Below are 20,177 nucleotides of genomic sequence, written 5' to 3'. Positions count from 1 at the left end.
CTCAGGCAGCCGGGTCGGCGACCCGGCCGCCGTGCACCACCCGCTCGCCGTCCTGCCACACCTCGCGCACCCGGCCGGCCAGGCCGGTGAGGTCCGCGGCGTCGCCGTCCAGGACGACGACGTCGGCCCGCTTGCCCGGCTCGAGCGAGCCCAGCTCGTCGTCGACCCGCATCAGCCGGGCCGCCGACAGCGTGGTGGCGTGCCAGACCTCCCCGGTGGTCATGCCGCGGTCGGCCATGAGCTGCAGCTCGCCCAGGTTGTCCCCGTGCTGACCCACCCCCGAGTCGGTGCCCATCGCGATGCGCACCCCGGCGGCGTGGGCACGCGCCACCGACTCGTCGTGGGTGGCCTGCACCGCGACGGCCTTGTCGATCACGGCCTGCGGCAGCGCCGCCCCGGCGGCGACGGCGGCCAGCACCGCGCGGGGTGCCGACAGCGTGGGCACCAGCCAGGTGCCGTGCTCGAGCATGAGCTCGATGGCCTCGTCGTCGAGGAAGATGCCGTGCTCGATCGAACGGATCCCGGCCCGGACGGCGTTCTTGATCCCGTCGGCGCCCTGGGCGTGCGCCATCACCGCCAGTCCCGCGGCGGTGGCCTCCTCGACCAGCACGGCGAGCTCGGCCGGGCGGAAGTGCGCGTGCCGCGGGTCGTCCCGCGGGGACAGCACACCGCCGCTGGTGGCCACCTTGAGCACGTCGGCCCCGGCACGGACCAGCAGCCGCACCGTGCGGCGCACCTCCTCGGGCCCGTCGCAGACGCCGTCCGGCCGGCCGGGGGTGGGCGGCAGCAGCGGCGTCTCGGCGCCGCAGACGTGCCAGTCGTCGGCGTGCCCGCCGGTCTGGCTGATCATGGCCAGCGAGATCTGCATCCGCGGACCGCGCACCAGCCCGGTGCGGACCGCCTCGGCCACCCCGAGGTCGGCCCCGGCGGCGTCACGCACCGAGGTGATGCCCAGCGCGAGGGTGCGCCGCAGGTTGCGGACCGCCTCGAAGTACACCTGGCTGTAGGGGGTCTGCAGCTGGCGCAGGGTGTCCACACCGCTCATCAGCACGTGCACGTGGCAGTCGAACAGGCCCGGCAGCACGGTCGCGCCGGTGCAGTCCACGCTCTCGTCGCCGTCCAGGCCGGTGCCGACCTCCACCACCCGGCCGTCCTGCACCGCGACGTCCGCGGGGGCGGCGGGGGAGCCCGTGCCGTCGAGGACCAGTCCACCGGTGAACACCCGTCGCGTCATGGGGTGACCCTAGGACCCTGACCTCTGCTAAGCACCTGCCCGCTGGGTTAGCGTCTGCGCCATGCGGCCGTCCGACCTCGCCCTGCTCCGCACCCCCGGCACGGCCACCGTGTCCCCGGACGGTGCCACCGCCGTCGTCGCCGTCACCCGGCTGGACCTCGACGCCGACGAGTACCGCAGCCAGCTGTGGGCCGTTGCCACCGACGGCGGCACGCCGGCCCGCCCGCTGACCCACGGCCACCGCGACTCCGCGCCCCGGTTCTCCCCGGACGGCCGGTGGCTGGCCTTCCTCGGTGCCGAGAGCGGCGGCCGACCCCAGCTGCACGTGCTGCCCACCGGTGGGGGCGAGGCCCGTCGGCTCACCGACCACCCGCTCGGTGCCGGCGCACCGGTCTGGTCCCCGGACTCCCGGCACATCGCCTACACCTGCCGGGTGCCCGCCGAGGGTCGCTACGGCACCGCCGACGGCGTCGACGCCGCGGCCGAGCCGCCCCGGCTGATCACCACGCTGAAGTACCGGGCCGACGACCTGGGCTTCACCACCGACCGCCGCCAGCACGTCTTCGTCCTCGACCTGCCGCAGGACGGCGACGACGACGCGGTCGAGCCGGCCCCCCCGGTGCAGGTGACCTCGGGCGACCACGACGACAGCGACGTGGCCTGGCACCCGGCGGGCACCGAGCTGGTCTTCGTCTCCGCCCGGCACGCCCGCGCCGACCGCGACCTGGTCACCGACGTCTACGCGGTCCGCCCCGACGGCAGCCACCTGCGCCGGGTCACCGAGAGCCGGTCGTCGGTCTCCGCGCCCACCTACGACCCGGGCGACATCGAGGGCCGCACGCTCTACCTCGCCGCCCAGCCCGACCTCGGCCCCGACGGCCTGGACTTCGTGGGCCGGAACACCACGCTGTGCAAGGTCAGCGCCGCCGGCGGGTTCCCCGAGCCGCTGCTCGACCCCGAGTGGCACGACCTCGGCCACGACTTCGGCCGCGTGGTGGTCGCCGACGGGGCCGCCTTCGTCGCCGTCCAGAAGCAGGGTGCGGTCGAGCTGCTGCGGGTGCCGCTGGCCGGCGGTGACCCCGAGCCGCTGGTCGACGGGCCCTTCACGGTGTCCGGGGTGGCGGTGGGCGGTCGCGTCGTCGTCGCCACCGTGGGGCACGACCGCTCGGCGGGGGAGCTGCTGGCCATCACCCCCGGCCGCCGCCGGCTGCTCACCGGGTTCGGTGCGCAGCTGCAGGCCACCGGGCGGCTGCACCGGATGCGGGAGAAGACCGCGACCGCGCCCGACGGCTACCCGGTGCACGGCTGGATCACCACCCCGGCCGGGCCGGGCCCCCACCCGGTGCTGCTCACTGTGCACGGCGGGCCGTTCAGCCAGTACGGCTGGACGCTGTTCGACGAGACGCAGGCCTACGTCGAGGCCGGCTACGCGGTGCTGCAGTGCAACCCCCGCGGCTCCTCCGGCTACGGCCAGGAGCACGGCCGGGCGGTCAAGGAGCGGATGGGCGAGCTCGACGCCGACGACGTCGTCGCCTTCCTCGACGAGGCGCTGCAGGAACCCGACCTGGACGACGGCCGGGTGGGGGTCATGGGCGGCTCCTACGGCGGGTTCATGACCACGCTGCTCATCGGCCGCACCCAGCGCTTCGCGGCCGCGATCAGCGAGCGGGCGTTCAACGACCCGGTGAGCTTCGTCGGCTCGTCGGACATCGGGTTCTTCTTCGCCGACCAGTACGTGGGCACCGACCCCGAGCGGATCGCCGCGCAGTCCCCGATGGCCGGGGCCCACCGGATCACCACCCCGACGATGGTCGTGCACTCCGAGGAGGACTGGCGCTGCCCGCTCGAGCAGGGCACCCGGCTCTTCGTGGAGCTCAAGCGCCGCGGGGTGCCCACCGAGCTGCTGCTGTTCCCCGGTGAGGGGCACGAGCTGTCCCGCAGCGGGCGGCCCTCGCACCGCCGGGCCCGCCTGGAGCACGTGCTGCGCTGGTGGGGCCGCTGGCTGCCGACGTCGCAGAACACCTCGGCGGCGGCCCTGCCGGCAGGGAGCACCCGGGACCCGGAGGAGCCGCTGGCCGTCGAGGCCACCCGGGTGCGCTGAGGCGCCGCAACGCGGGTGTCACACCCCGGCCCTACGGTGCCGGCATGGACGTCGTCGAGATCACCCCGTCGTTCGAGCAGTACGCCTTCACCTTCGGCGGGGTCGCCCCGTTGGCCCGGGTCGCCCCGGGCACGGTGCTGCGGCTGTGGTCCGACGACGCGTTCTCCGGCGCCCTGCGGGCCGGCACCGACGTCTCCAGCGAGAAGGTCGACCTGTCCGCGGTCAACCCGCAGACCGGTCCGTTCTGGGTCGAGGGCGCCGAGCCGGGGGACACCCTGGCGCTGCACTTCGTGTCCATGGAGCCGGCCCGGGACTTCGGCGTCAGCGCCGTCATGCCGTTCTTCGGCGGGCTCACCTCCACCGAGCGCACCGCCATGCTGCAGGCGCCGCTGCCCGACCTGACCTGGGTGTACGAGCTGGACCGGGCGGCCGAGACGGTGGGCTTCGTGGCCAAGCACGGCGACTTCCGGGTCGAGCTGCCGGTGAACACGATGCTCGGCACCGTCGGGGTGGCCCCGGCCGGGGGCGAGGTGCGCAGCTCCCTGGTGCCCGACGCCTTCGGCGGCAACACCGACACGCCCCAGATGCGCGCCGGGGCCACCTGCTACCTGCGGGTCAACGTGCCGGGTGCGCTGTTCAGCCTGGGGGACGGGCACTACCGCCAGGGCGAGGGCGAGGCCTGCGGCACCGCCGTCGAGGGGGCGATGACCACCACGGTGATCGTCGAGCTGGTCAAGGGCGCGGCCTCGGCCGGCGGACCCGCCTGGCCCCGGGTCGAGGACGACACGCACTGGATGACCATCGGCTCCTCCCGCCCGCTGGAGGACGCCTGGCGGATCGGGCAGAGCCAGCTCGTGCACTGGTTCGTCGAGCTGTTCGGCCTGGACGTGATGGACGCCTACCAGCTGCTCTCCCAGATCTCCGAGGCGCCGATCGCCAACGTCGTGGACGCCAACTACTCCTCGGTGGTCAAGGCGGCCAAGGCGCTGCTGCCGCCCGCCCGCGCCTACGACGGACTGCACGCCGACCTGCGCGCCCGCGCGGCCCGGCTCTGACCCCACCCCGAGAGGAACTACCGTGGACCTGCAGCTCACCGGCTCCCGCGTGCTCGTCACCGGCGGCACCCGCGGCATCGGCCGCGCCGTCGTCGAGGCCTTCCTGGCCGAGGGGGCCCAGGTGGAGTTCTGCGCCCGGGACGCCGCCGTCGTCGCGGCCACCGCGGCCGAGCTGGGCGCCACCGGCACCCCGCTGGACGTCGCAGACGGCCCGGCGCTCACCGCCTGGGTCGAGGCCGCCGCGGGCCGGCTGGGCGGCATCGACGTGGTGGTGGCCAACGTGAGCGCGCTGGCCATCCCCGACACCGAGGAGAACTGGCAGGCCTCGTTCCAGACCGACCTGATGGGCACGGTCCGGCTGGCCACGGCGGCGCTGCCGCACCTGCGGGCCTCCTCGTCCGCGGCGCTGGTGGCGATCTCCAGCGTCTCCGGGCGCGAGGTGGACTTCACGGCCGGGCCCTACGGGGTGATGAAGGCCGCGATCGTGCACTACGTGCAGGGCCTGGCCTTCCAGCTGGCCGGCGAGGGCATCCGGGCGAACACCGTCTCGCCGGGCAACACCTGGTTCCCGGGCGGCGTGTGGGAGCAGATCCAGGAGGGCCAGCCCGACCTGTACGCCAGCTCCCTGGCACTGAACCCGACCGGCCGGATGGGCACCCCGCAGGAGATGGCCGCCGCCGTGGTGTTCCTGGCCAGCCCGGTGTCCAGCTTCACCACCGGGACCAACCTGGTCGTCGACGGGGCCCTGACCCGCGGGGTGCAGTTCTGACCCGGTGACGGGCTGGGCACCCGCTGTGAGCCCGCTGTTGGGGTTCGCTACGGTCTCGATCGGCCCGTCGTCGACCTGCTGGAGGACCTCCCGGTGACCGAGTTCCTGCTCGTCGTGCTGCTGATCGCGGCGGTGGCCGTCATCGCGGTGCTGGTGCTGCGCAGCCGGCGGACCCGTCGTCCCGCGCCCGGCCGGGTCGACCCGCTGGCCGACCAGCCCGACACCTGGGACCCGATGAAGATCGGCGTGGCCGACGTGATCACCTACGCCGGGATCGACCACGTCGTGCGCGGCACGATCACCATGACCGAGGGCGGCGTGAGCTGGTACGAGCACCTGCTCGACGGCTCCACGGGTCGCCGCTGGCTCACCGTGGAGGACGACGAGGGCGACCTCGAGCTCACCCTGTGGCAGCGCGTGGAGGGCACCGACCTGGTGCCCGGTGGCGACGTGGTCGTCAACGACGTCGTGCACCGGCAGGTCGAGCGCGGCCAGGCCGCCTTCCGCTCGGAGGGCACCACCGGGACCCCGCCCACCGGCACCGCCGACTACGCCGACTACGCCACCCGCGACAAGACCGGTCTGCTCGCCTTCGAGCGCTGGGCGCCCACCCAGTCGTGGGAGGTCTCCACCGGCCGCCGGGTCACCCCCGCCGAGCTCACCGTCTACCACGCCCAGCCCGGCTCGTGACGGCGCTGGACCTCGCCGTCCCCACCCGCGACGTCGCCGCCTCGGCGCTCGGGCTGCTGCTCGACGCCCCGGCACCGCCCGGGCTCGCGTCGACCGTGCTGTCCGACGGCCGGGGCGGGGAGCTGGTGCTCACCGTGCTGGGCGCCTCGCACGTGGTCACCGCCCGCCGGGACGGTGCCACCCGCACCGAGCAGGTCTCCTGCGACGCGGTGGCCGACGGCGGCGACCCGCTGCCCGGCCGCGCCGACCGCCCCGGGTACCGCTTCACGTCGACCGTGGAGCAGGTGCCCACCGCCGAGCTGGCCGACCGGGTGGCCGGTCTCCGCACCCGGGCGGCCGGCCGGTCCGACTGGCTGGTCGCGGCCTTCCCCGGCCACGCGGCCGCGCTCACCGCCCTCACCGGTGCCGCGACGGCGACCGGCTGGACCTGGCGGACCTGGCACCTGTACCCCGGCGCCGGGACCAGCGACGTCGTCACCACCCACAGCGACTGGAGCCCGGCATGAGCACCCGACGCGTCCTCCCGGCAGCCCTCCTGACCGCGGCCCTGGTGCTGGCCGGCTGCGGGTCCGGCGGCAGCCCGGAGAGCTTCATCCGGGACACCTACACGTCCACCGGCAGCGACTCCGACGGGGAGGGCTTCTCCTCCCCGGACCCGGTGGGCACCACCACCGCCGACATCGCCGAGGCGGCCCCACCGGCGGCGCGACAGAGCGACGGCGGCGCGGAGTACCTGCGCTACGACGACGACATCGTCATCGTCTCCACCGCCACGGACGGCAGCACCGTCCGGGTCGAGGACGTCGACGGCCGGTACAGCAGCGGTTACTACGCGTTCCTGGGCTCGGGCTTCCGGCCGGGGTCGCCGGCCTCCGGCGGCGGCGACGGCGGCCCCGGAGACGGCAAGTGACCACCCACCGCACCCCCGACAGCAGGAGCGCCCCGTGACCTTCGGATCCCTGGACGGCAGCGAGCTCGGCGACGGCGTCGTCGCCACGCTGCTCTACTTCGTCGTCGGCATCGCCGTCCTCGGCCTGGGCTTCCTGGCCCTGGACCTGCTGACGCCGGGCAACCTGCGCAAGCAGGTCTACACCGACCGCAAGCCCAACGCGGCGATCCTGCTGGGGGCCAACCACCTGGCGCTGGCCGTCATCGTGACCACCTCGATCATGACGAGCTCCGACGAGCTGCTCCAGGGCCTGGTCGACTCCGCGGTGTACGGCGTCCTCGGGGTGGTGCTGCAGGCCGTCGCGCTGCGGGTGCTCGACGCGTTCGTGCCCGGACACCTGCGGGCCATCGTCGACGAGGAGCGGATGAGCGGCGCGGCCTGGGCGGTCGCGGCCAGCCTGTTCGCCATCGGCGTCGTCAACGCCGCCGCGCTCTCCTGAGCTGACCGTGGCGGTGCTCGAGCGCGAGACGGTCCGGCCGGTGCGCTGGTACCGGCCCCTGCTGCTGGCCGCCGTCGCCGTCTGCGCCGCCTGCGGGCTGGTCTACGAGCTCGTCCTGCTCACCCTGTCGGCCAGCCTGGCCGGGGGCGGGATCACCCAGACCTCGCTGATCGTGGCCGGGTTCGTGGCCGCGCTCGGGGTGGGTGCGCTGCTGGTCAAGCCGTTGCTGGGGCACGCCGCCGCGACCTTCGTGGCCGTGGAGATCCTGCTGGGCGTGGTCGGCGGGCTGTCCGCCGTCACCCTCTACGTGACGTTCAGCTTCTACGGGGCCAGCGGTGCGGTGCTCGTCCTGGGCACCGCGGTCATCGGCGTGCTCGTCGGCGCCGAGGTGCCGCTGCTGATGACCCTGCTCCAGCGCGACGCCGACGGGGTGGACGCCGAGGGCAGCGGACGCCTGCTGGCCGACCTCAACGCCGCCGACTACGCCGGGGCGCTGCTCGGCGGCCTGGCCTGGCCTTTCCTCCTGCTGCCGCTGGCCGGACAGGTGCGCGGGGCGGCGCTCACCGGACTGGTGAACCTCGTCGCGGCCGCCGTCGTCGCCTCCGTGCTGCTGCGCCACCAGCTCACCCCCCGGGCCCGCCGGACGGCGACCGGCGCCCTGCTCGCCGCGGCCACCCTGCTCGGCGTGCTGCTCTGGCAGGCCGAGGACATCGAGGTCGGCGCACGACAGCGGCTGTACGACGACCCGGTGGTCGCCGCCGAGCGCTCCCAGTACCAGGACGTCGTGGTCACCCAGCGCGGCGACGACGTCCGGCTCTACCTGGACGGCGACCTGCAGTTCTCCAGCGTCGACGAGCACCGGTACACCGAGTCCCTGGTGCACCCGGTGCTGGCCCGCGACCCGCGGCGGGTGCTGGTCCTGGGCGGTGGGGACGGACTGGCCGCCCGGGAGGTGCTGCGGGCGCCCTCGGTGGAGGAGGTGGTGCAGGTCGAGCTGGACCCCGCCGTCCTGGAGCTGGCCCGCACCCGGCTGGCCGGCCTCAACGCCCACGCGCTGGACGACCCGCGGGTGCAGGTCGTGGTCGAGGACGCCTTCAGCTGGTTGCGCGAGGCTCCGGGGGAGCCCTTCGACGCCGTCGTCGTCGACATGCCCGACCCGGACACCCCGGCGCTCGGGCGGCTGTACTCGACCGAGTTCTACGGCCTGGTCGGCAGCGTCCTGGCCCCGGACGCGCTGGTGACCGTGCAGGCCGGCAGCCCGTACTCCACCCCGACGGCCTACTGGCGGACGGTGAGCACCGTGGACAGCGCCGGGCTGACCGGCACCCCGTTCCACGTTGACGTCCCCAGCTTCGGCGACTGGGGCTTCGTGCTCGCCCAGGCCGGGGACGTCGCGCCGGAGCTGGCGCTGTCGGACCGGCTCCCGCCGACCCGCTTCCTCGACGCCGCCGTGCTGGAGGCCGCCGGGGTCTTCCCCGCCGACCGGGCGCCGCAGCGCCTGGAGCCCAGCACGCTGGACCGACCCCGGATCGTCGAGGACATGCGGCAGGGCTACCAGGGATGAAGGTGACGAGATGAGCAGGTTCGTGAACGGGCTGATCGCCTGCGCCAACCGCACGCCGCTGGCGATCGGGGTCTACCTGACCTCGGTGCTCGCCTCCGCGCTCGGGGTGAGCCGGGTGGAGGGCTGGGGCTTCGGGGACTCGGTGTGGTGGGCCTTCACCACCACCACGACGGTGGGGTACGGCGACCTCTCCCCGGCCACGGTGCCGGGCCGGGTCATCGCCGTGGTGACGATGTTCGCCGGGATCATCGGGATCGGCGTCATCGTCGGCCGGATCGCCGCGGTCGTGATCCGCACGCACGACGACTTCACCCACGAGGAGCAGGAGGAGCTCGCCGCCGACGTCGACGAGCAGCTCCGGCTGCTGCGGCAGATCCAGCGCGACCTCCGCACGGCCACCGGCGCCCGCGGGACGGCCACCGGCTCCAGCCGCGCGCGCGGCTGACCCGGGGCTGCCCTAGCGTCGGGGACGACGATCCCCGACCTCCCTGGAGCTCCACGTGGCTGCCGCCTCGCACGACCCGACCACGACCGCCGCCTGGTCGGCCCTGCAGGCCCACCGGGACGCGCAGAACCCCGACCTGCGCGGCTGGTTCGCCGACGACCCGGGCCGCGCCGAGCGGCTCACCCTCGACGTGGCCGACCTGCACGTCGACCTCTCCAAGAACCTGGTCACCGACGAGACCCTGGGCCTCCTCCGCGAGCTCGCCGAGCAGACCGGCGTGCTGGACCGGCTGCAGGCGACCTTCGCCGGTGAGCACGTGAACGTGACCGAGGACCGCGCGGTGCTGCACACCGCGCTGCGCCGTCCCGAGGGCATGCAGCCCCCGTTGGTCGTCGACGGCCAGGACGTCGACACCGACGTGCACGCCGAGCTCGCCAAGGTCTACGCGTTCGCCCGCAAGGTCCGCTCCGGGGAGTGGACCGGGGTCACGGGGCAGCCGATCGCCACCGTGGTGAACATCGGCATCGGGGGCTCGGACCTCGGCCCGGTGATGGTCTACGAGGCGCTCAAGGCGTCCGTGCAGGACGGGTTGGAGTGCCGGTTCGTCTCCAACATCGACCCCACCGACCTGGCCGAGACGACCAAGGACCTCGACCCGGCCACGACGCTGTTCGTCGTCGCCTCGAAGACCTTCGGCACCCTGGAGACCCTCACCAACGCCCGGCTCGCGCGCCAGTGGCTGTGGGACGGCCTCGCGGTCCCGGACTCCGACGACGAGCGCCGGTCCGCCGTCGCGAAGCACTTCGTCGCGGTCTCCACCGCGCTGGAGAAGGTGGCCGACTTCGGGATCGACACCGACAACGCGTTCGGGTTCTGGGACTGGGTCGGCGGCCGGTACTCGGTGGACTCCGCCATCGGCACCTCGGTGGTCGTCGCGATCGGCCCCGAGCGGTTCGCCGAGTTCCTGGCCGGCTTCCACGCCGTCGACGAGCACGTCCGGACGACGCCGCTGGAGCGCAACGTGCCCCTGCTCATGGGGCTGCTCAACGTCTGGTACGTCAACTTCCTGGGGTCCCAGACCCACGCCGTGCTGCCCTACAGCCAGTACCTGCACCGGTTCCCGGCCTACCTGCAGCAGCTGACGATGGAGTCCAACGGCAAGTCCGTGCGCTGGGACGGCGAGGCGGTCACCACCGACACCGGCGAGGTGTTCTGGGGCGAGCCCGGCACCAACGGCCAGCACGCGTTCTACCAGCTGATCCACCAGGGCACCCGGCTGATCCCGGCCGACTTCATCGCCTTCGCCACCCCGGAGCACCCGCTGGTCGACGCCGACGCCGACGTGCACGCCCTCTTCCTGGCCAACTTCTTCGCCCAGACCAAGGCGCTGGCCTTCGGCAAGACCGCCGAGGAGGTCCGGGCCGAGGGCACGGCCGAGGACGTCGTCGCGGCCCGGGTGTTCTCCGGCAACCGGCCGACCACGTCGATCATGGCCGCGGCGCTGACCCCGTCGGTGCTGGGCCAGCTCATCGCGCTCTACGAGCACGTCACCTTCACCCAGGGCGCGGTCTGGGGGATCGACAGCTTCGACCAGTGGGGCGTGGAGCTGGGCAAGCAGCTCGCGCTGCAGATCGCCCCGGCGCTCACCGGGGACGACGAGGCCCTGCAGGCGCAGGACTCCTCCACGAAGGCGCTGATCGACTGGTACCGGCAGCACCGGGCCTGAGGAGGGCGCGCGCCCGCGGCGGGCTCACCAGCCGCGGGCGCGCCACTCCGCGAGGTGCGGGCGCTCGGCGCCGAGGGTGGTGTCAGAGCCGTGCCCCGGGTAGACCCAGGTGTCGTCGGGGAGCGTGCCGAACAGCCGCTCCTCGACGTCGTCGACGAGCTGGGCGAAGCGCTGCGGGTCCTGCTGGGTGTTGCCCACACCGCCGGGGAAGAGGCTGTCGCCGGTGAACACGTGCGTGCCGGCGCCCTCGCCGCCCCGCCAGACCAGGGCGACCGACCCGGGGGTGTGCCCCCGCAGGTGCACCACCTCCAGCACCTGGTCGCCCACGGCGACGGTGTCGCCGTGCTCGACCGGGTGGGTCACCGGGACCGGCAGGTCGGCGGCGTCGGCCGGGTGCGCCATCGTCACGGCGCCGCTGGCCGCGACCACCTCGGGCAGCGCCCGGTGGTGGTCCCAGTGCCCGTGCGTGGTGACGACGGCGGTGACCCGCGCGTCGCCGATGAACGCCTGGAGAGCCGCGGGGTCGGCGGCCGCGTCGACCAGCACCGAGTCGCCGGTCGCCTCGTCGGTGAGCAGGTAGGCGTTGTTGGCCATCTCGCTGACCGCCAGCTTGGCGATCGTCAGCCCCGGCAGGACCCGGGTCGCGGGGGGCCCGCCCACCTCGACGTCGCCGGTGTACCCGCTGCTGTCCGCGCTCATCGAGCCGCTCCGATCTGAGAAGTGTCGGACCCCCCGGATAGGTTCGCCCGCATGGACGCCAACCTAGCCACGGACCCGGTCGGCGGCTCGGCGCAGCTGGTCGGCCTGCCCGCCACGGAGCTCGCCGCGCGGGTCCGGCGGGGCGAGCTGAGCGCCGTCGAGGTCGTCCGCGCCCACCTGGCCCACATCGCCGCCGTGGAGGCCCGGGTGGGTGCCTTCCGGGTGGTCCGCACCGAGGCCGCGCTGGCCGAGGCGGCCGCCGTGGACGCCCACCCCGACCGTGCTCGGCTGCCGCTGGCCGGCGTCCCGGTCGCGGTCAAGGACAACGTGGCGGTGGCGGGGGAGACCCTCACCGACGGGTCCCGGGCCCACCGCCCGCTCCCGCAGACCGTCGACCACCCGGTCGTCGCCCGGCTGCGGGCCGCCGGCGCCGTGGTCGTCGGCATCTCCCGGGTGCCCGAGCTCTGCCTCTACGCCGCCACCGACGGCCCGGGCACGGTCAGCCGCAACCCCTGGGACACCGCGCGCTCCCCGGCCGGTTCCTCCGGCGGCAGCGCTGCGGCGGTCGCCTCCGGCGGGGTGCCGCTGGCGCACGGCAACGACGGCATGGGGTCGCTCCGGTTGCCGGCCGCCGCCTGCGGGCTGGTCTCGCTCAAGCCGGGTCGCGGGGTGGTGCCCGCCGGCCTGGGCGCCGACGACTGGTCCGGGATGGCGGAGAACGGTGCGCTGGCCACCACGGTCGCCGACCTCGCGGTCGCGCACGCCGTGCTGGCCGACGGGGTGCCCGCCGAGCCACGCGACGGCGACTCGACCCCGCTGACCGTCGCGGTGTCCACCCGGTCGCCTCTCCCGGGGGTGCGGCTGGACGCCGAGGGACGCGCCGCGGTGGAGGCCACGGTCGCCGGGCTGCGCGAGCTCGGGCACACCGTGGTCCGGAAGGACCCTCCGGTGCCGCTGGGTGTGGCGTTGGGCACGGTCGCCCGCTGGCTCGCCGGTGCCGACGCCGACGCCGAGGCGCTGGGCCTCGACCGGCACGCGATGGAGCCGCGCAGCCGCACGCACGCCCGGCTGGGGCGGCTGGTCCGCAGGGCCCGGCTGGTCCGACCGGGCACCGCGGAGGGTTTCCGCACCCGGATGACCGGCTGGTTCGCCGGGTCCGCGGCCACCGCCGACCCGGGCGTCGACCTGCTGCTCACCCCGGTCACCACCGGGCCCCCGCTGGCCGCCCGCCCCTGGCACGAGCGGGGGTTCCTCGCCAACGTGACGGCCAACGCCCGGTGGGCCCCGTGGACCTCGGCGTGGAACACCGCGGGCCTCCCGGCGTTGGTCCTCCCCGTCGGCCACCGGGCCGGCGGACTGCCCACCGCGGTCCAGTTCGTCGGGCCCCCGGGGGCCGAGACCCGACTACTCTGGCTGGCTGCGGAGCTCGAACGCCAGCGCCCTTGGCGCAGGTACGCCCCCGTCTTCGACCCCACTGCCCACGGCGCCGACCCGGTCGTCGCCGGCACCACCCCGAGCACCACCGGCTGAGGCCGCGCGAGCCCCGGCTCGTGCCCCGGCCGCCTCCCGCACCCGTGCAGCACTCATCGACAGGGACTCCCATGATGGATCGGCTCGTCGTCCGCGGCGCCCGTGAGCACAACCTGAAGGACGTGCACCTCGACCTCCCGCGGGACGCGATGATCGTGTTCACCGGGCTCTCCGGGTCGGGCAAGTCCAGCCTGGCCTTCGACACGATCTTCGCCGAGGGCCAGCGCCGCTACGTCGAGTCGCTCTCGGCCTACGCCCGGCAGTTCCTCGGCCAGATGGACAAGCCCGACGTCGACTTCATCGAGGGCCTGTCCCCGGCCGTGTCGATCGACCAGAAGTCGACCAACCGCAACCCGCGGTCGACCGTCGGCACGATCACCGAGGTCTACGACTACCTCCGCCTGCTCTACGCGCGCGCCGGCCAGCCGCACTGCCCCAACTGCGGCAAGCCGATCGCCCGGCAGACCCCGCAGCAGATCGTCGACCAGGTGCTGGAGATGACCGAGGGCACCCGCTTCCAGGTCCTCGCGCCGGTCGTGCGGGCCCGCAAGGGCGAGTACGTCGACCTGTTCTCCTCCCTGCAGACCCAGGGCTTCTCCCGGGTCCGGGTCGACGGCGTCATCCACTCGCTCACCGAGCCGCCCAAGCTCAAGAAGCAGGAGAAGCACACGATCGAGGTGATCGTCGACCGCCTGACGGTCAAGGAGAGCGCCAAGCGGCGGCTCACCGACTCGGTCGAGACCGCGCTGGGCCTGGCCGGCGGGCTCGTGGTGCTGGACTTCGTCGACCTCGAGGAGGGCGACCCCGAGCGGGAGCGCACCTTCTCCGAGCACCTGGCCTGCATCGACGACGGGCTGAGCTTCGAGGCCCTCGAGCCGCGGTCGTTCTCCTTCAACTCCCCGTTCGGCGCCTGCGCCGAGTGCACCGGCATCGGCACCCGCAAGGAGGTCGACCCCGAGCTGGTCGTCCCCGACCCGGAGAAGAGCCTGGGCGAGGGCGCCATCGCGCCCTGGGCCGGCTCGATGAGCAACGAGTACTTCACCCGGCTGCTGACCGGGCTGGGCGACCAGATCGGCTTCTCGATGAAGACGCCCTGGGAGCAGCTGCCGGCCAAGATCCAGAAGGCCGTGCTGCACGGCTCGCCCGACCAGGTGCACGTCCGCTACAAGAACCGCTACGGCCGCGAGCGCAGCTACTACGCCGCCTTCGAGGGCGTGCTGCCGTTCCTGGAGCGTCGGCACGAGGACACCGACTCGGAGTTCATGCGGGACAAGTACGAGGGCTACATGCGCGATGTGCCCTGCCCGGTCTGCCACGGCACCCGGCTGAAGCCCGAGATCCTGGCCGTCAAGCTCGACGGTCGCTCGATCGCCGAGGTCACCGGGCTCTCGATCGGGGACGCGTCGGAGTGGCTGGACGCGCTCACCCTGGGCGAGCGCGAGCGGGCCATCGCCGACCGGGTCCTCAAGGAGATCCAGGCCCGGCTGTCCTTCCTGGTCTCCGTCGGCCTGGACTACCTGTCCCTGGACCGCCCGGCGGCGACGCTGGCCGGTGGCGAGGCGCAGCGGATCCGGCTGGCGACCCAGATCGGGTCCGGGCTGGTCGGGGTGCTCTACGTCCTCGACGAGCCCTCCATCGGGCTGCACCAGCGGGACAACGTCCGGCTGATCGAGACCCTGGTCCGGCTGCGCGACATGGGCAACACGCTCATCGTCGTGGAGCACGACGAGGACACCATCAAGCAGGCCGACTGGATCGTCGACATCGGCCCGGGTGCCGGTGAGCACGGTGGCGAGGTCGTGGTCTCGGGCACCTATGAGGACCTGCTGGCCAGCGAGCGCTCGCTGACCGGTCAGTACCTGTCCGGGCGCAAGGAGATCGTCATCCCCGCCGAGCGCCGCCCCCGCACCCCGGGGCGGGAGCTGGTGGTCAAGGGCGCCCGTGAGCACAACCTGCGCGGGGTCGACGTGACCTTCCCGCTCGGCATGCTGGTCGCGGTCACCGGCGTCTCCGGCTCGGGCAAGTCCAGCCTGGTCAACGACATCCTGTACACGGTGCTGGCCAACCAGCTCAACCGTGCCCGGATGGTGCCCGGCCGGCACCGCACCATCACCGGTCTGGACCAGCTGGACAAGGTCGTCGGCGTCGACCAGTCGCCCATCGGCCGCACGCCGCGGTCCAACCCGGCCACCTACACCGGTGTCTGGGACGCGATCCGCAAGCTCTTCGCCTCCACCGAGGAGGCGAAGGTCCGCGGGTACCAGCCGGGCCGGTTCAGCTTCAACGTCAAGGGCGGGCGCTGCGAGGCGTGCTCCGGCGACGGGACGCTGAAGATCGAGATGAACTTCCTGCCCGACGTCTACGTGCCCTGCGAGGTCTGCAAGGGCGCCCGGTTCAACCGGGAGACCCTCGAGGTCCGGTACAAGAACAAGACGGTGGCCGAGGTCCTCGACATGCCGATCGAGGAGGCCGCGGAGTTCTTCGCCCCGATCAACAGCATTGCCCGGTACCTGACCACGCTGACCGAGGTCGGCCTGGGCTACGTCCGGCTCGGCCAGCCGGCGACCACGCTGTCCGGTGGTGAGGCGCAACGGGTGAAGCTGGCCAGCGAGCTGCAGAAGCGGTCCAACGGCCGGACGATCTACGTCCTCGACGAGCCCACCACCGGGCTGCACTTCGAGGACATCCGCAAGCTGCTGCTGGTCATCCAGGGGCTGGTCGACAAGGGCAACTCGGTCATCGTGATCGAGCACAACCTGGACGTGATCAAGAGCGCCGACTGGCTGATCGACATGGGCCCCGAGGGCGGGTTCCGCGGCGGCACGGTCGTCGGCGAGGGCACGCCCGAGCTCATCGCCGGCATCCCGGAGAGCCACACCGGGAAGTTCCTGGCCGAGATCCTCGACCCGGCCCGGATGGAGGCCGCGGCGAAGAAGAAGCCGCGGAAGAAGGTGGCCGCGTCCGCGCCGGCCGCCGACGTCGTGACCGACCCGGTGTCCGCCGGCCGGACGGTCTGACCCGCCGCGCGGGGACGGCTTGACCCCCCGTCCCCGCGCCGGTATCCCTCCACCATGACGACGACGGCCGACGGCCCGGTCCCCAGCGAGTTGCACGACCTGCCGTCGACCGACGGCACCCGGGTGCGCTACCGCCGCTGGCTGCCGGCCGGTGACGTCCGGGCGGTGCTGCAGGTCGTGCACGGGGCCTCGGAGCACTCCGGGCGCTACGGCCGGCTCGGTCGGGCGCTGGCCGAGCGGGGCTACGCCGTCTACGCGATGGACCTGCGTGGCCACGGGCACACCGCCGAGGCCACCGGGGTGGGCCGGTTCGGGGCACCGTCGTTCGCCGCGGTGCTGGACGACGTCGTCGCCCTGCACCTCCTGGCCCGCGACGAGCAGCCCGACGTCCCCCGGCTGCTGCTGGGCCACTCGATGGGCTCGATCGTCGCGCTCGCGTCGGCCGAGCGGGACGGCGAGGGCCTGGCCGGGCTCGCGCTGTCCGGCCCGATCGGTGCCGCCCCCCAGCTCGCCGAGCAGGTGACCGCCCTGGAGGGGGCGGTGGCCGCAGGCATCGGCGACCACGCCCTGGACGCCCTGGGGGCCTTCAACCAGCCCTTCGAGCCGGCCCGCACCCCGTTCGACTGGCTGTCCCGCGACGAGGCCGAGGTGGACGCCTACATCGCCGACCCGCTGGCCGGGGACGAGATGCCCCTGACCTACGCCTACGCTGCCGGAGTCTTCGGCGCCGCCGTCTCCGCGGCCACCCCGGACGCCGTCGCGCAGCTGCCCGCCGACCTGCCGGTGCTGCTGCTGTCGGGCTCCCGCGACCCGGTCGGCGGGGTCGATGCCACCCAGGTCACCGCCCTGGCCGGGATGCTCACCGACCGCGGGCTGCCGGTCGAGCAGCACGTCTACCCCGACGCCCGGCACGAGGTCTTCAACGAGACGAACCGGGACGACGTGACCGCCGACCTGCTGGCGTGGCTGGACGCCCGCACGACGGGCTGAGGGCCCGGCGGCGGTCCTCGGAACGTCAGACCCGCGACCTACTGTGGAGGCATGCCCGACCCCTCCTCCTACCGCCCCGCGGTCGGCAGCATCCCGGAGTCCCCAGGGGTCTACAAGTTCCGTGACCCGAGTGGCCGGGTCGTCTACGTCGGCAAGGCCAAGAGCCTCCGCCAGCGGCTGAACAGCTACTTCGCCGACGTCCGCGGCCTGCACCCGCGCACCCGCCAGATGGTCACCACCGCGGCCAGCGTCGAGTGGACCGTGGTGGGCACCGAGGTCGAGGCCCTCCAGCTCGAGTACAACTGGATCAAGGAGTTCGACCCGCGGTTCAACGTCCGCTACCGGGACGACAAGAGCTACCCCTCGCTCGCGGTCACGCTGAACGAGGAGTTCCCGCGGCTGCAGGTCATGCGCGGCCCCAAGCGCAAGGGCGTCCGGTACTTCGGGCCCTACGCGCACGCCTGGGCCATCCGCGAGACGCTGGACACCCTGACGCGGGTGTTCCCGGCGCGCACCTGCTCCACCGGCGTCTTCAAGCGGCACGGCCAGATCGGCCGGCCCTGCCTGCTGGGCTACATCGGCAAGTGCGCGGCCCCGTGCGTGGGCAAGGTGTCCGCCGAGGAGCACCGCGACATCGTCGACGACTTCTGCGACTTCATGGGCGGGCGGACCGAGCAGATCACCCGCCGCCTGGAGAAGCAGATGGCGCAGGCGGCCCAGGACATGGAGTACGAGCGCGCCGCCCGGCTGCGCGACGACCTCGGCGCATTGCGCCGGGCGCTGGAGAAGCAGGCCGTGGTGCTCGCCGACGGCACCGACGCCGACGTCGTGGCCTTCGCCCAGGACGAGCTCGAGGCCGCGGTGCAGGTCTTCCACGTGCGCGGCGGCCGGGTGCGCGGCCAGCGCGGCTGGATCGTCGACAAGGTCGAGGAGGTGTCCACCGGGGAGCTGGTCGAGCAGTTCCTGCTGCAGGTCTACGGCGGGGTGGACGACCAGACCGGGCTCGGCGAGGCCGGCGAGCAGGTGCCGCGCGAGGTGCTGGTGCCCGAGCTCCCCGAGGAGGCCGACGTCTACGCCGAGCTGCTCAGCGAGCTGCGCGGCTCCCGGGTGTCGCTGCGGGTGCCCCAGCGCGGGGACAAGCGCGCGCTGATGGAGACCGTCGAGCGCAACGCCAAGGAGGCCTTCGCCCGGCACCGGGTCAAGCGCGCCGGCGACCTCACCGCCCGGTCCATGGCGTTGTCGGAGCTGCAGGAGGCCCTCGACCTGCCTGACGCCCCGCTGCGCATCGAGTGCATGGACGTCAGCCACGTGCAGGGCACCAACGTGGTGGCCAGCATGGTGGTCTTCGAGGACGGGCTGGCCAAGAAGTCCGACTACCGGCGCTTCCAGGTCGCCCAGGGCACCGACGACACCGCGGCCATGGCCGAGGTGGTCCGACGTCGGTTCGCCCGGCACCTCAAGGACGAGGCCGACCGCGCCGACGAGCAGGGCGTCGCCGCCGAGGAGGGCCGGCCCCGCCGGTTCGCCTACCCGCCCAACCTGCTCGTCGTCGACGGCGGGCAGCCCCAGGTCGCGGCGGCCGCCCGCTCCATGTCCGAGCTCGGCATCACCGACGTGGCCGTCTGCGGGCTGGCCAAGCGGATGGAGGAGGTGTGGCTGCCCGACGACCCGGACCCGGTCATCCTGCCGCGCACCTCCGAGGCGCTGTACCTGCTGCAGCGGGTCCGCGACGAGGCGCACCGCTTCGCGATCACCTACCACCGGCAGAAGCGCTCGGCCGGGATGCTCGTCTCGATGCTGGACGACGTCCCCGGCCTGGGGGACACCCGGCGCAAGGCGCTGATGAAGGAGTTCGGCTCGCTGAAGCGGCTGCGCGCGGCGTCGGTCGAGGAGCTCACCCGGGTGCCGGGCATCGGCAAGCGGACGGCGGAGGCGGTGCTGGCGGCCATCACCGACCCGACCGCCGACCCGACCGGCGACGCCGAGCCCCTGCCCGGCGATGATGGGTCCCCGACGACCGCCGAGCCCGCCGGAGCCGCCTCGTGACCGACACCCCGCTCGACACCCCTGCCGACCCGACCGCCAGCGCCGCCGACGAAGCCGCCGACCAGGGGCCGCTCGAGGTCGTCGTGGTCACCGGGCTCTCCGGGTCGGGCAAGAACAGCGCCGGCCGGGTCCTGGAGGACCTGGGCTTCTACGTCGTGGACAACCTCCCGCCGGCCCTGCTGGCCCCGATGGTGGAGCTCGGCGCCCGCGGTGACCTGCGGCGGTTCGCCGCGGTCGTCGACGTCCGCAGCCGGGCGTTCTCCTCCGACCTCGCCGAGGCGATCCGCAGCCTCACCGACGCCGGGCACCGGCCGCGGGTGGTCTACGTGCACGCCCGCGACGAGGTGCTGGTCCGCCGCTACGAGTCCAACCGGCGGGAGCACCCGCTGCAGGGGTCCGGGCGGCTGTCCGACGGCATCGCCGCCGAGCGCGCCCTGCTCACCGGCATCGCCGGGGACGCCGACCTGTGGGTCGACACCTCCGACCTGAACGTGCACCAGCTGCGTACCACGCTGGAGTCGGCGTTCGTCCGCGAGGGCACCACCCCCGAGCTCACCGCGACCGTGCTCAGCTTCGGCTTCAAGTACGGCCTGCCGCTGGACGCCGACCTCGTCGTCGACGCCCGGTTCCTGCCCAACCCGCACTGGATCCCCGAGCTGCGCGAGCAGACCGGCCGGGACGCAGCGGTCCGCGACCACGTGCTGGGGTCCGCCGACGCGGGGGAGTTCCTGGAGCGCTACCTGCAGGTGCTGCGGCTGCTGGTGCCCGGATACCGGCGCGAGGGCAAGCGGTACCTGACCCTCGCCGTGGGCTGCACCGGCGGCAAGCACCGCTCGGTGGCCATCGCCGAGGAGTTCGCCCGGCGGCTGTCCGCCGAGGGCGTCACCGCCAGTGCCCGGCACCGCGACCTGGGCCGCGAGTGA

The 20,177-nt window shown here is 73.9% G+C and carries 17 protein-coding genes; 15 read left to right on the top strand and 2 right to left on the bottom strand.

What is annotated here, in order from left to right; genetic code table 11:
* Position 1 precedes the first annotated feature (1 nt).
* Positions 2-1,234: an amidohydrolase family protein gene (locus ASG36_RS17445; protein ID WP_055766875.1), complete on the bottom strand. Its 1,233-nt coding sequence runs from the start codon at positions 1,232-1,234 to the stop codon at positions 2-4.
* A 61-nt stretch (positions 1,235-1,295) separates the two neighbouring features.
* Between ASG36_RS17445 and ASG36_RS17440 the strand changes: the two genes are divergently transcribed.
* From ASG36_RS17440 to pgi, 10 genes are all read left to right on the top strand, one after another.
* Complete coding sequence (locus ASG36_RS17440) at positions 1,296-3,335, top strand: S9 family peptidase (protein ID WP_055766872.1); 2,040 nt, start codon at positions 1,296-1,298, stop codon at positions 3,333-3,335.
* Positions 3,336-3,379: 44 nt separating this feature from the next.
* Positions 3,380-4,390, top strand: a complete 1,011-nt coding sequence (locus ASG36_RS17435) for an acetamidase/formamidase family protein (protein ID WP_055766868.1) — start codon at positions 3,380-3,382, stop codon at positions 4,388-4,390.
* 22 nt (positions 4,391-4,412) lie between these two features.
* Positions 4,413-5,159, top strand: coding sequence for an SDR family NAD(P)-dependent oxidoreductase (locus ASG36_RS17430; protein WP_055766865.1), 747 nt, complete (start codon positions 4,413-4,415; stop codon positions 5,157-5,159).
* 93 nt (positions 5,160-5,252) lie between these two features.
* Complete coding sequence (locus ASG36_RS17425) at positions 5,253-5,849, top strand: DUF4178 domain-containing protein (protein ID WP_055766862.1); 597 nt, start codon at positions 5,253-5,255, stop codon at positions 5,847-5,849.
* Entirely contained in the window at positions 5,846-6,355 is a 510-nt protein-coding gene (locus ASG36_RS17420; protein WP_055766859.1) for a DUF2617 family protein, read from the top strand. Before ASG36_RS17425 ends, ASG36_RS17420 begins: the two co-directional genes overlap by 4 nt.
* On the top strand, positions 6,352-6,759 hold the full coding sequence (locus ASG36_RS17415) for a DUF4247 domain-containing protein (RefSeq protein ID WP_055766856.1): 408 nt from the start codon (positions 6,352-6,354) through the stop codon (positions 6,757-6,759). Before ASG36_RS17420 ends, ASG36_RS17415 begins: the two co-directional genes overlap by 4 nt.
* A 34-nt stretch (positions 6,760-6,793) precedes the next feature.
* A complete protein-coding gene (locus tag ASG36_RS17410) occupies positions 6,794-7,237 on the top strand; it encodes a DUF350 domain-containing protein (RefSeq protein ID WP_055766853.1) in 444 nt (147 codons plus the stop codon).
* A gap of 13 nt (positions 7,238-7,250) precedes the next feature.
* The gene (locus ASG36_RS17405) at positions 7,251-8,801 is read left to right on the top strand and encodes a polyamine aminopropyltransferase (protein ID WP_235495176.1); all 1,551 of its coding nucleotides are present in this window, start codon (positions 7,251-7,253) and stop codon (positions 8,799-8,801) included.
* Positions 8,802-8,811: 10 nt separating this feature from the next.
* Positions 8,812-9,246 carry a potassium channel family protein gene (locus ASG36_RS17400; protein WP_055766848.1) on the top strand — a complete coding sequence of 145 codons (435 nt, stop codon included), beginning with the start codon at positions 8,812-8,814 and terminating at the stop codon, positions 9,244-9,246.
* Positions 9,247-9,301: 55 nt separating this feature from the next.
* A complete protein-coding gene (gene pgi / locus ASG36_RS17395; protein ID WP_055766845.1) occupies positions 9,302-10,972 on the top strand; it encodes a glucose-6-phosphate isomerase in 1,671 nt (556 codons plus the stop codon).
* Positions 10,973-10,996: 24 nt separating this feature from the next.
* Here pgi and ASG36_RS17390 read toward each other — a convergent pair whose 3' ends face one another.
* Entirely contained in the window at positions 10,997-11,671 is a 675-nt protein-coding gene (locus tag ASG36_RS17390) for an MBL fold metallo-hydrolase (RefSeq protein WP_055766842.1), read from the bottom strand.
* 51 nt (positions 11,672-11,722) lie between these two features.
* Between ASG36_RS17390 and ASG36_RS17385 the strand changes: the two genes are divergently transcribed.
* From ASG36_RS17385 to rapZ, 5 genes are all read left to right on the top strand, one after another.
* Positions 11,723-13,201: an amidase gene (locus ASG36_RS17385; RefSeq protein ID WP_055766838.1), complete on the top strand. Its 1,479-nt coding sequence runs from the start codon at positions 11,723-11,725 to the stop codon at positions 13,199-13,201.
* A gap of 74 nt (positions 13,202-13,275) precedes the next feature.
* Positions 13,276-16,218, top strand: coding sequence for an excinuclease ABC subunit UvrA (gene uvrA, locus ASG36_RS17380; protein WP_157498967.1), 2,943 nt, complete (start codon positions 13,276-13,278; stop codon positions 16,216-16,218).
* Positions 16,219-16,272: 54 nt separating this feature from the next.
* Positions 16,273-17,208, top strand: a complete 936-nt coding sequence (locus tag ASG36_RS17375; protein ID WP_055766833.1) for an alpha/beta fold hydrolase — start codon at positions 16,273-16,275, stop codon at positions 17,206-17,208.
* 51 nt (positions 17,209-17,259) lie between these two features.
* Complete coding sequence (gene uvrC, locus ASG36_RS17370; RefSeq protein ID WP_055766830.1) at positions 17,260-19,254, top strand: excinuclease ABC subunit UvrC; 1,995 nt, start codon at positions 17,260-17,262, stop codon at positions 19,252-19,254.
* A complete protein-coding gene (gene rapZ / locus ASG36_RS17365) occupies positions 19,251-20,177 on the top strand; it encodes an RNase adapter RapZ (protein WP_055766827.1) in 927 nt (308 codons plus the stop codon). Before uvrC ends, rapZ begins: the two co-directional genes overlap by 4 nt.

It is taken from the genome of Geodermatophilus sp. Leaf369 (assembly GCF_001424455.1).
Classification (GTDB): Bacteria; Actinomycetota; Actinomycetes; order Mycobacteriales; family Geodermatophilaceae; genus Klenkia.
Note: the sequence above shows the minus strand (reverse complement) of the source record. Positions and strands in the feature narration are given on the sequence as shown.